The 15,352-nt window shown below is 72.9% G+C and carries 12 protein-coding genes; 11 read left to right on the plus strand and 1 reads right to left on the minus strand.

Annotated elements, in window-relative coordinates:
* Positions 1–9: 9 nt before the first annotated feature.
* Positions 10–657 carry a TetR/AcrR family transcriptional regulator gene (locus RY076_RS15370; RefSeq protein WP_323099577.1) on the minus strand — a complete coding sequence of 216 codons (648 nt, stop codon included), beginning with the start codon at positions 655–657 and terminating at the stop codon, positions 10–12.
* A 99-nt stretch (positions 658–756) separates the two neighbouring features.
* On the opposite strand from RY076_RS15370, the gene RY076_RS15375 reads away from it, so the two are divergent.
* The 11 genes from RY076_RS15375 (at position 757) to treZ (ending at position 15,286) form a co-directional block, all read left to right on the plus strand.
* The gene (locus RY076_RS15375) at positions 757–1,902 is read left to right on the plus strand and encodes an acyl-CoA dehydrogenase family protein (RefSeq protein ID WP_323099579.1); all 1,146 of its coding nucleotides are present in this window, start codon (positions 757–759) and stop codon (positions 1,900–1,902) included.
* The gene (locus tag RY076_RS15380; RefSeq protein ID WP_323099581.1) at positions 1,902–2,678 is read left to right on the plus strand and encodes an SDR family oxidoreductase; all 777 of its coding nucleotides are present in this window, start codon (positions 1,902–1,904) and stop codon (positions 2,676–2,678) included. The genes RY076_RS15375 and RY076_RS15380 overlap by 1 nt, the downstream gene beginning before the upstream one ends.
* Positions 2,679–2,791: 113 nt before the next feature.
* A complete protein-coding gene (locus RY076_RS15385) occupies positions 2,792–3,529 on the plus strand; it encodes an SDR family NAD(P)-dependent oxidoreductase (RefSeq protein ID WP_323099583.1) in 738 nt (245 codons plus the stop codon).
* Between the two features lie 166 nt (positions 3,530–3,695).
* Positions 3,696–4,769 (plus strand): iron-siderophore ABC transporter substrate-binding protein, encoded by a 1,074-nt coding sequence (locus tag RY076_RS15390; RefSeq protein ID WP_323099585.1) that lies wholly within the window; start codon positions 3,696–3,698, stop codon positions 4,767–4,769.
* The gene (locus RY076_RS15395; RefSeq protein WP_323099587.1) at positions 4,769–5,800 is read left to right on the plus strand and encodes a FecCD family ABC transporter permease; all 1,032 of its coding nucleotides are present in this window, start codon (positions 4,769–4,771) and stop codon (positions 5,798–5,800) included. The genes RY076_RS15390 and RY076_RS15395 overlap by 1 nt, the downstream gene beginning before the upstream one ends.
* Positions 5,797–6,855, plus strand: a complete 1,059-nt coding sequence (locus RY076_RS15400) for a FecCD family ABC transporter permease (RefSeq protein ID WP_323099589.1) — start codon at positions 5,797–5,799, stop codon at positions 6,853–6,855. The genes RY076_RS15395 and RY076_RS15400 overlap by 4 nt, the downstream gene beginning before the upstream one ends.
* Before the next feature lies 1 nt (position 6,856).
* Positions 6,857–7,723 carry an ABC transporter ATP-binding protein gene (locus RY076_RS15405; RefSeq protein ID WP_323099590.1) on the plus strand — a complete coding sequence of 289 codons (867 nt, stop codon included), beginning with the start codon at positions 6,857–6,859 and terminating at the stop codon, positions 7,721–7,723.
* Complete coding sequence (locus RY076_RS15410) at positions 7,720–8,694, plus strand: siderophore-interacting protein (RefSeq protein ID WP_323099592.1); 975 nt, start codon at positions 7,720–7,722, stop codon at positions 8,692–8,694. The genes RY076_RS15405 and RY076_RS15410 overlap by 4 nt, the downstream gene beginning before the upstream one ends.
* 163 nt (positions 8,695–8,857) lie before the next feature.
* Positions 8,858–11,029: a glycogen debranching protein GlgX gene (gene glgX, locus RY076_RS15415; protein ID WP_323099594.1), complete on the plus strand. Its 2,172-nt coding sequence runs from the start codon at positions 8,858–8,860 to the stop codon at positions 11,027–11,029.
* Entirely contained in the window at positions 11,026–13,461 is a 2,436-nt protein-coding gene (treY, locus tag RY076_RS15420; protein ID WP_323099602.1) for a malto-oligosyltrehalose synthase, read from the plus strand. Before glgX ends, treY begins: the two co-directional genes overlap by 4 nt.
* 1 nt (position 13,462) lies before the next feature.
* Complete coding sequence (gene treZ, locus RY076_RS15425; protein ID WP_323099605.1) at positions 13,463–15,286, plus strand: malto-oligosyltrehalose trehalohydrolase; 1,824 nt, start codon at positions 13,463–13,465, stop codon at positions 15,284–15,286.
* The last annotated feature ends 66 nt before the right edge of the window (positions 15,287–15,352 follow it).

Here is a 15,352-nt window from a genome sequence, read left to right on the forward strand (position 1 = left end):
TGAGCGACGTCAGTGCGAGGCGCCGACGAGCCGCAGCGCGAGCAGGGCGTTGGTGGCGCCGATCTGCTCGGGGGAGCGGCGGATCGTCGGGGAGTACCAGCGGGCGACGTCGACGACGATGGACAGCAGTGCGAGGGCGGTGTCGGCGCTGTCGTCGACGGTGAACGCGCCGTCGGCGACACCACGCTCGAGCACGCCGCGCACGAGCCCGTCCATCTCCTTGCGCAGCGCGAGGACCTCTGCGTGGTGCTCGGGAGTCAGGTGGTGGTGCTCGTACTGGACGACGCGGGCCACCTGGTACTGCTCGACGTGCCACTCGCTGAACCGCGCCATGACGTTGGCCAGCTGGTCGGTCGGCGTCGGGCCGTCGGCGATGGCGCCGCGCAGCAGCCGCAGCGCGCTCTCGTGGCCGCTGCGGCTCAGGTTGAAGAGGAGCTCCTCCTTGGAGCCGAAGTGCACGTAGACGCCGGCGGGCGACAGGCCCGCGCCCGAGGCGATGTCGCGGGTCGTCGTGGCGTGGAAGCCCTTGTCGGCGAAGGCGTGTGCGGCGGCGTGCATGAGCCGGTCGACGGTCGACGCATCGGCACCCGGGGTGGTCACGGGTGAGGTCGGGCTCGAGGTCGGGCTCGAGGTCGGGCTCCGGGTGGGCTGCGGCACGTTGACAGCATGCCGCAGCGGCGGGAGACTAAGCAAGCGCTTAGTTACCTGCCGGTACGGCGCGTCGCCCGCTCAGCCCGCACGCCCGATGGAGGACGGATGCCCCGCAACATCTACGACGAGGACCACGAGGCGATGCGCGCGTCGGCGCGCGAGTTCGTCGCCCGCACGCTCGCCCCGCGCGCCGAGGAGATGATCGAGGGCAAGTCCATCCCGCGCGACATCTGGGTCGAGGCCGGCAAGCAGGGCTTCTTCGGCCTCGACATCCCCGAGGAGTTCGGTGGCGCGGGCGTCGACGACTACCGCTTCAACGCCGTCGTGGCCGAGGAGATGTCGCGCTTCAACGCCGCGACGAGCTCGTGCTTCGGCATCCACTCCGACGTGTGCCCGCCGTACATCGTCGACCTCGGCACCGAGGAGCAGAAGCAGCGCTGGCTGCCCGGCATGGCCAGCGGCGAGCTCATCTGCGCGATCGCCATGACCGAGCCCTCCGGCGGCTCGGACCTCGCGGCCCTCAAGACCACCGCGGTGCGTGACGGTGACGCGTGGGTCCTCAACGGCTCCAAGACCTTCATCACCAACGGATACCAGGCCGACCTCGTCATCGTCGCGGCCCGCACCGACCCGTCCAAGGGTGCCAAGGGCATCACGCTGCTCATGGTCGAGCGCGGCATGGAGGGCTTCGTCAACGGCCGCAAGCTCGACAAGGTCGGCATGGACGAGTCCGACACGGCCGAGCTCTTCTTCGACAACGTCCGCGTGCCCGACGAGAACCGGCTCGGTGAGGAGGGCATGGGGTTCATCGCGATGATGCAGCGCCTCCCGCAGGAGCGGGTCGGCGCCGCCGTCTCGAACGTCGCGCACGCCAAGGCGATCCTCGAGGAGACGATCCAGTACGCCAAGGACCGCAAGGCCTTCGGCCAGCCGATCGGCGCCTTCCAGCACAACAAGTTCCTGATGGCCGAGCTCGTCACGAAGATCGAGGTCGCCGAGGCGTACGTCGACGACTGCGTGGCCGCGCACGCCGAGGGCAAGCTCTCCGCCGTCGACGCCGCCAAGGCCAAGTGGTGGAGCTCGCAGGTGCAGAACGAGGTGCTCGACCACTGCGTCCAGCTGCACGGCGGCTACGGCTTCATGAATGAGTACCGCGTGGCCCGCGCCTGGCGCGACGCGCGCGTCACGAAGATCTGGGCGGGCTCCAACGAGATCATGAAGGAGCTCATCGGCCGGGACCTCGGCTTCTGATGGGGGCCGGGGGCAGCGGCGGACGCCACGAGGGCGCCGTCGCGATCGTCACGGGTGCCAGCCGTGGCATCGGCCTCGGCATCGCCGAGCGGCTCGTCGCCGACGGTGCGAAGGTGGTCATCACGGCGCGCAAGCCGGAGGCCCTTGCCGAGGCCGTCGAGCAGCTGGGCGGCGCCGAGCACGCGCTCGGCATCGCCGGCAACGCCGCCGACGAGGCGCACCAGGACGAGGTGGTCGCCGCGGCGCGCGAGACGTTCGGCGGTCTGCACCTGCTCGTCAACAACACCGGCATCAACCCGGCCTACGGACCGATGCTCGACAGCGGGCTCGATGTCGCGCGCAAGGTGCTCGACGTCAACGTCGTCGCCGCGTTCTCGTGGATCAAGAAGGCCGTGGCCGCGGGGCTCGGCGACGACGCCCACCCCGGCGCCGTCGTCAACCTCGCGTCGGTCGCCGGGCAGGGCGCGTCGGGCGTCATCGGCTGGTACGGCGTCTCCAAGGCGGCGCTGATCCACCTGACCACCGAGCTCGGCTACGAGCTCGGCCCCGACGTGCGGGTCAACGCGGTCGCGCCGGCGGTCGTCAAGACGAAGTTCGCCGAGGCGCTGTACGAGGGCCGCGAGGAGAAGGTCATCCGCGCCTACCCGATGAAGCGGCTCGGCGTGCCCGAGGACGTCGCGGGGGCCGTCAGCTTCCTCCTGTCCTCCGACGCCTCGTGGATCACCGGCCAGACGCTGACCATCGACGGCGGCGTGACCCTCGGGGGCGCGCTCTAGCAGCATCTCCCGCGGACGCCGTTCGGCGACAAGGGTGGACAGATCTCTTCCTCAGTGGTCCGTGCGGTGACAACGTGGTCGGGCCGACTCCGGACCACTGAGGAGAGCACACCGTGTCCCGACCCGCCGCCACCGTCGCCCTCGTCACCGGTGCCACCGGCGGCATCGGCCGCCAGGTCGCGAGCGACCTCGCGGGGCGCGGCTGGACCGTCCTCGTCGCTGCCCACAGCGCGGACGTGGCGCGGGCCGTGGCCGCCGATCTCACGGACGCCGGCGATGTCCGGGCCCTCGAGACAGGCCTCGACGCGAGCGATGACGTGGCCGTCGCGGCCGTGCCGCAGGCGGTGCTGGCGGCCGCGGGCCGGCTCGACGTCCTGGTCAACAGCTCGGCCGCGTTCGCGTACTGGACCGAGCTGGCGTCGGCGGCCGACCTCGATGCGGCGCGGGCGGTCATGGAGGCCAGGCACTTCGGTCCCTGGCGCCTGACGCAGGTGCTGCTCCCCCTCCTGTGCGAGAGCCCGCGCCCGCGGGTCGTCAACGTCTCGAGCGGGGCGGGGCCGTACGGTCACCTGCCGTTCGGCCTGACGCGCCGCCGGCCCGCCGCCGCGAGGCGCGACGCGAGCGAGGCGGCCCTCGAGGCCCTGACGGCAACCCTCGCGGCGGACATGGCCGGCTCGGGGGTCCTCGTCGACGCGGTGTGCCCGGGCCGCACGCCGACGTGGCCGGGTGGCGAGCGGAGGGGTGCGCAGCAGGTCGCCGAGGCGGCTGCAGCGCTCGTCCTGGCAGCGGTCCTGGCCGATGAGGGACGGTCTGCCGTGTTCCTGCGCGACGGTGAGCTGCTGCCCCGTTAGGGCGCGGTCAGGGCGAGAACCCTTGTGGTGGAGTGGCGCTGGCAGGCCAATGGTCGAACGTCCGGTGCGGCCCGCGCGTCCGGATTCTGGGGGCGCCGCTTGACGCTTAGGGTCACCTAAGTAAGGTGAGGCTCACCTAATCTTTCGACCGAAGGACAGCGTCGCCGTGCTCCGCCTCCGTTCCGCCCTCCTGCCCGCCGCCGTCGCTGCGGCCCTCGTCCTCGCCGGGTGCACCACCGGCCCGACCGAGTTCCGGTCATCGACGCCCGCCGCCGCACCCGCGTCGGGTGACGGTGCCGAGCCGGGCGCCTACCCGGTCACCCTGACGGACGCGTTCGGCAGCGCGACGATCACGAAGGAGCCGAAGCGCGTCGTGACGCTCGGCTGGTCGGACGCCGACCACGTCGCCGCGCTCGGCGTCGCGCCCGTGGGTGCCCCCAAGGTCACCTGGGGAGGCAACGCCAACCTCTCGACCGACTGGTTCGACGAGCAGCTCGCCGCCATCGGTGGCGCCCAGCCGACCCGCTTCGACGACGCCGACGGCAACCCGGTCGAGGAGATCGCGAGGCTCCAGCCCGACCTCATCCTCGCCACCAACTCCGGCATCACGAAGGACGAGTACGACACGCTGAGCAAGCTCGCGCCCGTCGTCGCCTACCCGACGGTGGCGTACGGCACCTCGTGGCGGGACTCGCTCGAGACCATCGGCAAGGCCCTCGGCCGCCCGAAGCAGGCCGCCGAGGTCGAGAAGAGGACCGTCGCCACCCTCGACGCCGCCAGGGCGACGTACCCCCAGCTCGCCGGCAAGACCTTCATCTACGGCTACATCGCGCCGACCGACCTGTCGCAGATCGGCTTCTACACCCCGAGCGACCTGCGCCCCCAGATGCTCACCGAGCTCGGCATGAGGAACTCCCCGTTCGTCCAGGATCGTGCCAAGGGCTCCACGGAGTTCTACCTCACGGTCAGCTCCGAGCAGGCCGCATCGCTCGAGGCCGACGTCTTCCTCACCTACGTCACCGAGGACTCCGAGGTGCCGGCGATGACGAAGGACCCGCTCGTCGGACAGGTGCCGGCCATCAAGGCGGGCGCGCTCGTCGCGACCAAGGACCAGAAGGTCGGCCTGACGATGAGCTCGCCGACGCCCCTGTCGATCCCGTTCATGACCCGGCTGTTCGTGCCGCTCGTCGCGGCCGCCGCTGACAAGGCCGAGAAGGCCGAGAAGGCCGACGCGTCCTGATGGCCCGCGTCGTGCCCCGCGGGGGCGCGCGCCCGCGCACCCCCGCCCTCGCCACCGTGCTCCTCCTGCTCCTCGTCCTCTTCACCGTTGCCGTGCTCGCCTCGATCGCGCTGGGCTCCAAGGCGATCGGGATCGGCGACGTCGCGCAGGTGGTCACCGGACACGGCGACGCCGTCGGCGACCGCGGCATCATCGAGGCCCGGGTGGCGCGCACGGCCGTCGGCTGCCTCGTGGGGGCCGCCCTCGCCGTCGCGGGTGCCGCGATGCAGGGCCTCACGCGCAACCCGCTGGCCGACCCGGGGCTGCTCGGCGTCAACGCCGGCGCTGCCCTGGCCGTCGTCGTCGCGATCGCCGTCTTCGGCGTCGGCTCGCTCACCGGCTACGTGTGGTGGGCCATGGCCGGCGCCGGCCTGGCCGCGGTGCTCGTCCACGCCCTCGCCGGGCTCGCCGGCGGTGGGGTGACACCGCTGCGCCTGACCCTCGCGGGGGCCGCCGTCAGCGCCGGCCTGGCGAGCTGGTCCTCGGGGCTGCTCGTCTCGAGCAAGCAGTCGTTCGACTCCTTCCGCTTCTGGCAGGTCGGCACCATCGGTGGGCGCGGCCTCGACCTCGTCGCCACGGTGCTGCCCTTCTTCGCCGTCGGCCTGGGCGTCGTCCTGCTGGCGGTGCGCCGGCTCGACGCGCTGGCCCTCGGCGACGACCTCGCCCGGGGCCTCGGTGAGAACGTCGTGCTGGCGCGGGCGACCGTCGCCGTCGGCGTCGCCGTCCTGTGCGGCGCGGCCACGGCGCTCGCCGGCCCGGTGGGCTTCCTCGGGCTCCTCGTGCCGCACGCCGCGCGCTTCGTCGTCGGGCCGCACCACCGCCGGATCATCCCGGTGTGCCTCGTCGGCGGCCCCACCCTGCTGCTGCTCGCCGACACCGTCGGGCGGTTCGTGGCGAGACCGAGCGAGGTCCAGGCCGGCATCATGACGGCCCTCGTCGGGGTGCCCTTCTTCGTCCTGCTGGTGCGCCGCGGACGGATGGCCAGCCCGTGACCGCCGTCGCCACCCGCCCCGCGAGCGTGGACCTCGCCCGGGTCCGTCGCGCGCGCCGCCGCCCCCTGGTCAGGGTGCGCCTCGTCGTCGCCGCCCTCGCACTGGCCGCCCTCGCCGCCGTCCTCGTGCGGGTCCTCCTCGGCGACTACGTCGTGGCCCTGGCCGACCTCGTGCCGATCCTGCGCGGTGAGACCCTGCCGCACGCGCCGGGTGCCTCCTTCATCGTCAGGGAGGCGAAGCTGCCGCGTGCCCTCGTCGGTGCGCTCGCCGGGTCGGCGTTCGGCGCCGCGGGCGCGACGTTCCAGACCACGCTGCGCAACCCGCTCGCGAGCCCCGACATCATCGGCATCAGCCTCGGCGCGTCCGCGGCCGCTGTCATCGCCCTGACCTTCCTCGACGCGCAGGGCCTCTGGTTGCCGGTGGCGGCCCTGGCCGGCGCGCTCGCCGTCAGCCTGCTCATGCTCGCCGTCGGGCACGGCACGACGCTCGCCGGCCAACGCATGGTGCTCGTCGGCATCGGCGTCGCCGCCCTGCTCGGCAGCGTCATCCAGCTCGTCATGACCCGCACGTCGATCCAGGACGCGCAGGCGGCGCTCGTCTTGCTCACCGGGTCGCTCGCGCGAGCGACGTGGCCCGTCATCGGGCTGCTCGCGCTCTCCCTGCTCGTGCTCGGCCCGATGCTCGCGGTCTGCGCGCGGTGGATGCGGGTCGCCGAGCTCGGCGACGACCTCTCGACGACGCTCGGCGCTCCCGCCGGCCGGGCGCGGCTCGGGCTCGTCGTGGCCGTCGCCCTTGCCGCCGTGGCGACGAGCGCGACCGGCCCCATCACGTTCGTCGCGTTCCTCGCCGGCCCGATCGCCCGACGCCTGTGTGGCGGGCGACCCTCGCTGTGGGCCGCGGCCCTCGTCGGCGCCGTCGTCGTCGTGCTCTCCGACTTCGCCGGCGACTACCTGATCCCCGACGTCAACCTGCCCGTCGGCGTCGTCACCGGCGCCCTGGGCGCCCCTCTCATGCTCGCGGTCGTCATCGCCGCGGGCCGAGCCGGAAAGGCGTGACATGACCACCACGACCCTGAGCACCGCACCGGCCGAAGGAGCCGCCGTGCGGGCCCCCGCCATCCGCGCCCGCGGGCTCACGCTCTCCTACGACGGACGCCGCGTCGTCGACGGGCTCGACCTCGACGTGCCCGCCGGTCGGGTCACCGCCGTCGTCGGCCCCAACGGCTGCGGCAAGTCGACCGTGCTGCGCGGCCTGTCCCGGCTGCTCCGGCCCGCCGCGGGCAGCGTGCACCTCGTCGCCGACGCGTCGGACGACGACGTGTGGTCGCTGCGCCCCAAGGAGTTCGCCCGACGCGTCGCCCTGCTGCCTCAGAGCCCGCCGGTGCCCGAGGGCATCACCGTCGTCGACCTCGTCGGTCGTGGCCGGCACCCGCACCGCACTCTGGCGCGCCGGTGGTCGGCGACCGACGACGAGGCCGTCGCCCGGGCCCTGGAGGCCACGGGCACCCTCGGGCTCGCCGAGCGCCACGTCGAGGAGCTCTCGGGCGGTCAGCGCCAGCGCGTGTGGATCGCCCTGACGCTCGCGCAGGAGACCGGCATCATCCTGCTCGACGAGCCGACCACGTACCTCGACGTCGCCCACCAGGTCGACGTGCTCGACCTGCTCCGCGACCTCAACCGCGAGCGGGGAACCACCGTCGTCATGGTCCTGCACGACCTCAACCTCGCGGCGCGCTACGCCGACCACGTCGTCGCCCTGCGCGACGGCCGCCTCGTCGGCAGCGGGCCGCCCGCCGACGTCGTCGACGAGGAGTTCGTCTCCCGGGTCTTCGGCCTCGGCAGCCGCGTCATCGCCGACCCCGTGACGGGCTCGCCGCTCGTCGTGCCCACCTCCACCCGCCACCGGACCGGAGCCACCCCGTGACCGCGACCGCCGTCAGCCCCGCCCTGCTGCTCACCGCCGTGGTCCGCCACGTCGAGCGTCTCAGCCCCTCCTTCGTGCGGATCCGCTTCGGCGGGGAGGGCTTCGAGGTCATCGGGCCCGAGGGACCGACGCTCGACCAGCGCATCAAGCTGCTCATCCCGGTGCGCGGGCGCCAGGTGCCGCGGCTCGACCCCACCGGGTGGTACGCCGCGTGGCTCGCCCTGCCCGAGGCGGAGCGCGGATTCGTGCGCACCTACACGGCCCGGGCCATCGAGGGTGAGGGGGAGCAGCGCCGTCTCGTCGTCGACTTCGTGCTCCACGGAGCCGAGGCCCACGGCGGAGGCGCCCCCGGCCCGGCCGGCACGTGGGCCGCGGAGGCGTCGGTCGGCGACGAGATCGGCCTGGTCGCACCCAGACGGGGGCACGAGCAGGGCTTCGGCGGCATCGAGTTCGCGCCCGCCGACGCGCGCCGGCTCGCGCTCGTCGCCGACGAGACGGCGCTGCCCGCCCTGGCCTCGATCGCCGAGGACCTGCCGCCCGACGCGGTCGGTGTCGCGGTCGTCGAGGTGCCGGGCCCCGGGGACTTCCTCGACGTCCGCTTCCCGCCCGGGATCGAGGCGCACTGGGTCGCCCGCGGCGACCGGCCTCGCGGCACCCGGACCGTCGCGACGCTTCGAGCCTGCCTGCAGCTCGACGCCGATGGCCCGCTCGCCGGCTCACGACCGACGCCGGGCCGCACCGCCGACCCCGACGAGGACGTGTGGGAGACCGCGGCGTACAGCTCGTCGGGCGACGACGTGGCGGGCTCGCTCGACGACGCGTCGCGCCTCGGACCGGGCGACACGTACGCGTGGGTGGCCGGCGACTCCGGCACCGTCAAGGCCTGCCGGCGCCTCCTCGTCGGCGAAGGAGGCCTGCCGCGTCACCAGGTGGCCTTCATGGGGTACTGGAAGCAGGGACGCGCGCAGTAGCCGTCGCTGCCCCGGCGCGTCGGCCCCGACCGTCAGGGGAGCGGTGGTTGCGCGGCACCCCGCCGGGCACCACGATGGGCCCGGGGTGGCCGGCGTCGTCCGCCCGAGCCACAGCGGTGGCGGCGTGGCCGACGGCCGCGTCCACGACGACGGAAGAAGACCCATGGAGATCTGGCCCGGCAAGCCCTACCCCCTCGGGGGCACCTACGACGGGGCGGGCGTCAACTTCGCGGTGTTCTCCGAGGTCGCCGAGCGCGTCGAGCTGTGCCTCATCGCCGACGACCTCACCGAGACCCGCCTCGACCTGCCGGAGGTCGACGGGTTCGTGTGGCACGGCTACGTGCCCTACCTGCAGCCCGGCCAGCGCTACGGCTTCCGGGTCCATGGCCCGTACGAGCCCGAGCACGGCCACCGCTGCAACCCGAGCAAGCTGCTGCTCGACCCGTACGCCAAGGCGATCGAGGGCCAGGCCGAGAACGACCAGTCGCTCTACTCCTACACCTTCGGTGACCCCGACGCCGCGACGACGACGAAGGTCAACACGGACGACAGCGTCGCCCACACGATGCACTCCGTCGTCGTCAACCCGTTCTTCGACTGGGGCGACGACCGCCCGCCGCGGCACGAGTACCACGAGACCGTCATCTACGAGGCGCACGTCAAGGGCCTGACGATGCTGCACCCCGACGTGCCCGAGGAGATCCGCGGCACGTACGCGGCCATCGCCCACCCGGCCACGATCAAGCACCTCACCGAGCTCGGCGTCACGGCCGTCGAGCTGATGCCGGTGCACCAGTTCGTCCAGGACGCCCCGCTCGTCGACCGCGGCCTGTCGAACTACTGGGGCTACAACACCATCGGGTTCCTCGCCCCGCACAACGCGTACGCGGCCGGCGGCCAGCGCGGGCAGCAGGTGCTCGAGTTCAAGGCGATGGTCAAGGCGCTGCACGAGGCCGACATCGAGGTCATCCTCGACGTCGTCTACAACCACACCGCCGAGGGCAACCACATGGGCCCGACGCTCGCCTTCCGGGGCCTGGACAACAACAGCTACTACCGGCTCGTCAGCGACGACCTGTCGCACTACTACGACACGACCGGCACCGGCAACAGCCTGCTCATGCGCAGCCCCCACGTGCTGCAGCTCATCATGGACTCGCTGCGCTACTGGGTCACCGAGATGCACGTCGACGGCTTCCGCTTCGACCTCGCCGCGACGCTGGCCCGCCAGTTCCACGAGGTCGACAAGCTGTCGGCGTTCTTCGACCTCATCCAGCAGGACCCGGTCGTCAGCCAGGTCAAGCTCATCGCCGAGCCGTGGGACGTCGGCGAGGGTGGCTACCAGGTGGGCGGGTTCCCGCCGCTGTGGACGGAATGGAACGGCCAGTACCGCGACACCGTCCGCGACTTCTGGCGCGGCGAGGGTGGCGCGCTCGGCGAGTTCGCCTCTCGTTTCACGGGATCCAGTGACCTCTACGAGCACTCGGGCCGCAAGCCGATCGCGTCGATCAACTTCGTCACGGCCCACGACGGCTTCACGCTGCGCGACCTCGTGTCGTACAACGACAAGCACAACGAGGCCAACGGCGAGGGCAACAACGACGGCGAGAGCCACAACCGCTCGTGGAACTGCGGCGTCGAGGGCCCGTCCGACGACCCTGCGGTCCGCGACCTGCGGCTGCGCCAGCAGCGCAACTTCCTCGCCACGCTCATGCTGAGCCAGGGCGTCCCGATGCTCCTGCACGGCGACGAGCTCGGCCGCAGCCAGGGGGGCAACAACAACGGGTACTGCCAGGACAACGACATCTCGTGGATCCACTGGTCCCTCGACGAGGACGACCAGCAGCTGCTCGCCTTCACCCAGTCGCTCGTCAAGCTGCGGCGGGACCACCCGGTGTTCCGCCGGCGCCGGTTCTTCGCCGGCAGCGCCGACCACGGCGGCGAGAGCGACCTCGGCGACATCGCCTGGCTCATGCCGAACGCCGAGCACATGGACGACCAGGCATGGAGCAACGGCCTGGCCAAGTCGCTCATGGTCTTCCTCAACGGCTCGGCCATCCCCGAGCCCGACCCACGTGGGCAGCAGATCCTCGACGACTCGTTCCTCGTGCTCTTCAACGCCCACTACGAGGGGCTCTCGTTCACGCTGCCCGACGCCGAGTACGGCGCCGAGTGGCTCCCGGTCATCGACACGGCGCGCCAGACGGTCGAGGAGTCGCCGCTCGACCCGACGTGGCAGGTGCAGGTCGAGGCCCACAGCATCGTCGTGCTCCGGTGCCCGCGGGTGCCGGCGTCGCCGCCCGTCGCGGGCGTGACGGAGGGGGCCACCGCGTGAGCGCCGCCGAGCGCTCACGCGCGGTCCCGGTCTCGACGCACCGGTTCCAGCTCGAGCCGGGCTTCACCCTCGACGACGCGGCGGCGCAGGTCGGGCACCTCGCGACGCTCGGGGTCAGCCACCTCTACCTGTCGCCCGTGCTGCAGGCGACGTCGGGCTCGATGCACGGCTACGACGTCGTCGACCACGCCCGCGTGGCGGACGGGCTCGGCGGCGACGAGGCGTTCGAGCGTCTCTGTGCCGCAGCGCATTCGGCTGGCATCGGTGTCGTCGTCGACGTCGTGCCCAACCACATGACGACACCGACCCCGCTCTCGCTCAACCGGCCGCTGTGGTCAGTGCTCCGGGAGGGGCGCTCGTCCGGGTACGCCGGCTGGTTCGACGTCGACTGGGACGCCCAGGGAGGGCGGATCCTCCTGCCGGTGCTCGGGTCCCCGCTCGAGGACGTCGTCGCCGCGGGCGAGCTCGCCGTCGGTGAGCACGAGGGTGAGCCGGTCGTGCGCTACTACGACCACGTCTTCCCGCTCGCGCCGGGCACCGAGGCATCGGCCCCGATCGCCGAGCTCCTCGACGCCCAGCACTACCGGCTCGCCTTCTGGCAGGTCGGCGACGCCGAGCTGAACTACCGGCGCTTCTTCGACGTCACCTCGCTCATCGCCGTGCGGGTCGAGGACCCCGACGTCTTCGACGCGACGCACGAGCGGCTCCTCGCGGCCCTGCGTTCGGGTGCCGTCGACGGCCTGCGCATCGACCACCCGGACGGCCTGGCCGACCCCGAGGGCTACCTCGACCGGCTCGCCGACGCCACCGACGACGCGTGGGTCGTCGTCGAGAAGATCCTCGAGGGCGACGAGCAGCTGCCGGAGTCGTGGCGCACCGCGGGCACCACCGGCTACGACGCACTGCTGCGGGTCGGCGGCCTCTTCGTCGACCCTGCCGGCGAGGAACCGCTCACCGCCCTGTCGGCCGAGCTGCTCGGCGAGGCCCAGGACCTCGACGCGATCGTCACGGAGTCCAAGCGCTGGGTCGTCGAGGTCATGCTCGTCGCGGAGGTCTCGCGGCTGATGCGCCTGGTCGGTCGCGCCCGACCCGACCTCGACGCCGCCGAGGCCCGACGCGTCCTCGAGACGATGCTCGTCGGGATGGACCGCTACCGCGTCTACCGCCGTCCCGGCACCGAGCCCGAGGGGCGGGACGCCGTCGAGCTCGAGGCGGCGTTGGCGCGCGGTCGCGAGTCGCTCGACGGTCCCGACCTCGACGCGGCGACCGTCGAGGGGCTCCTCGACCTCGCGCTCGGGCAGGGTGAGCGGGCCGACGCGGAGGCCGCCGACGAGTTCCTCGTCCGTTTCCAGCAGACGTGCGGTCCGGTCATGGCCAAGGCGATCGAGGACACCGCGTACTACCGGTTCGTGCGGCTCGTCGGGCTCAACGAGGTCGGGGGAGACCCCGAGCGGTTCGGGATCGCCGCCGCCGAGTTCCACCGGTTCGCAGCGGGACTCGCCGAACACTGGCCCGCAGCGATGACGACCCTGTCGACCCACGACACCAAGCGTGCCGAGGACGTCCGGGCCCGGCTGGCGGTGCTCGCCGAGCGTCCGGACGCGTGGGCGACGTGGGTGCGTACGGCCCGGAGCCTGGCCGACGACGTCCGCGCCGACGAGCTCGACGCGCTGACCGAGTACTTCCTGTGGCAGACCCTCGTCGGGGCGTGGCCGATCGCCGATGAACGCCTGAACGCCTACGCGCTCAAGGCGATCCGCGAGTCGAAGCTGAACACCCGGTGGACCGCTCCGAACGAGGCGTACGAGGCGGCTGTCGAGCGGTTCGTGTCGGGTGTCGTCGCCTCGGACGCCGTGCGCCCCCACGTCGGGGGCTGGCTCGCCGCCACGGCCGCGGAGACGCAGGCGAACACGCTGGGGCAGAAGCTCGTCCAGCTGACGATGCCCGGTGTGCCCGACGTCTACCAGGGCACCGACCTCGTCGACCTCTCGCTCGTCGACCCCGACAACCGGCGCCTCGTCGACTACACCGAGCGAGCCGAGCGCCTGGCGCGCCTCGACGGGGGAGGGGCGCCGGGCGACCTGTCCGACGAGAAGCTCCTCGTCACGTCCGCCGCCCTGCGCGTGCGACGCGACCGGGCCGAGGCCTTCGTCGGCCCGGCGGCGACCTACCTGCCGCTCACTGCGTCGACCGAGCACGTCGTCGGCTTCGCCCGGGGCACCGCCGCCGGCCCGCAGGTGGTGACGCTCGTAACCCGGCTGGCCGGACGGCTCGGTGACGGGGGTGGTTGGGGCGAGGAGACCGTCGACCTCCCCCAGGGGCGCTGGCGGGACACGCTGTCCCGGCGATCGACCGACGGCGGCCGAGTCCCCGTGGCGCACGTGCTTCCCGCTGGGGGCCTGCCCGTCGCCCTGCTCGTGCGGGAGGCGTGACGTGACGCACCCGGAGATCCGCGTCTGGGCGCCCGACGCCTCGAGCGTCGAGCTCGTCGTCGCACCCTCCACCGACGACGGCTCGGCGGCCGTCGCACGCGTGCCGATGACACACGAGGTCGGCGGGTGGTGGTCCTGGTCGCCGACCGGACCGCTCTCCGACGCGCCCTCGCTCGACTACGCCGTCAGCCCCGACGGGGGAGACCCGCGACCGGACCCGCGCAGCGCCTGGCAGCCGCACGGCGTCCACGGGCCGAGCCGCACCTTCGACGCGTCAGCGCACGCGTGGGGTGACGCCGGCTGGCGCGGCCCCCGCGGCGGGCAGGGCGTGGCCGGCGGCGTCGTGTACGAGCTGCACATCGGCACCTTCACGCCGGAGGGGACGTTCGACGCGGCCACCGAGCACCTCGAGCACCTCGTCGAGCTCGGCGTCGACGTCGTCGAGGTCATGCCCGTGGCCGCCTTCGGCGGCACCCACGGCTGGGGCTACGACGGCGTCCAGCCCTACGCCGTCCAGGACGCCTACGGCGGCCCCGCCGCCTTCCAGCGGTTCGTCGACGCCTGCCACGCCCGTGGGCTCGGGGTCTGCCTCGACGTCGTCTACAACCACCTCGGTCCGACGGGCAACTACCTCGCCGAGTTCGGCCCCTACTTCACCGCCGCCCACACCACGCCGTGGGGCCCGGCCGTCAACCTCGACGGCGAGGGGTCGCCCGAGGTGCGGCGCTGGGTGCTCGACAACGCGCTGCGCTGGTTCCGCGACTTCCACGTCGACGCGCTGCGCCTCGACGCCGTGCACGAGCTGCGCGACTCCTCGGACCGCCACGTGCTGGCGCAGCTGTCCGACGAGACCGCTTCTCTCGCAGGGCAGCTCGGTCGCAGTCTCGACCTCGTGGCCGAGAGTGACCTCAACGACCCCGTCATGGTCACGCCCACCTCCGACGGTGGGCGAGGCATGACGGCCCAGTGGGACGACGACGTGCACCATGCCCTCCACGTCACGCTGACCGGCGAGACGCAGGGGTACTACGCCGACTTCGCTGGTGGCACCGAGGCGTGGCCGGACGGTGGGCGGCTCTCCGTCCTCGCCAAGGTGCTGACGCAGGCTTTCCTGCACGACGGGCGCGTGTCGACCTTCCGGGGTGCCCGGTGGGGACGCCCCGTCGACCCCGCCACCACCTCGGGCCACCGCTTCGTGGCCTATCTGCAGACCCACGACCAGGTGGGCAACCGCGCGGTCGGCGACCGCATCGGCGCCACGGTGACGCCGGGACAGCAGGCCATCGGCGCAGCCCTCTACCTGCTCTCACCCTTCACGGTCATGCTCTTCATGGGGGAGGAGTGGCGCGCCGGCACGCCGTTCGCGTTCTTCACCTCCTTCGAGGAGGAGTGGCTCGCCGACGCCGTGCGCACCGGTCGCCGCGGCGAGTTCGCCGCGCACGGCTGGGACGAGGCCGACGTGCCCGACCCGCAGGACCCCGCCACCCGCGAGGCGAGCGTGCTGAGGTGGTCGGAGGTCGACGCGCCCGGGCACGTCGAGACCCTCGCCTTCTACCGGCGGCTCGTCGAGGTGCGCCGCACCGAGCCCGACATCGCCTCGGGCGACCTGCGCGCCACGAGCGCGCGGTTCGACGAGGACGCCGCGTGGTTCGTCCTCTCGCGCGGCGGCCTGCGCATCGTGGCGAACCTGGCCGAGCAGCCCCAGGTCGTGCCGCTCACCGACGACCTCGACGAGGTGCTCGCCTCGTGGGGTCGGCACCCGGAGAAGGTCAGCGGCGGCCTGCGGCTCGAGGGGCACGACGTCGCCGTCGTCCGAGCCGTCTGAGCGGGCGAGCGGTTGCCGGGCCCCGACCGCGTCGTCAGGTCTACGTTGGTTCGAGGCGGCTCGGAG

The sequence above is a fragment of the Intrasporangium zincisolvens genome, from assembly GCF_034724055.1.
Taxonomy (GTDB): domain Bacteria; phylum Actinomycetota; class Actinomycetes; order Actinomycetales; family Dermatophilaceae; genus Monashia; species Monashia zincisolvens.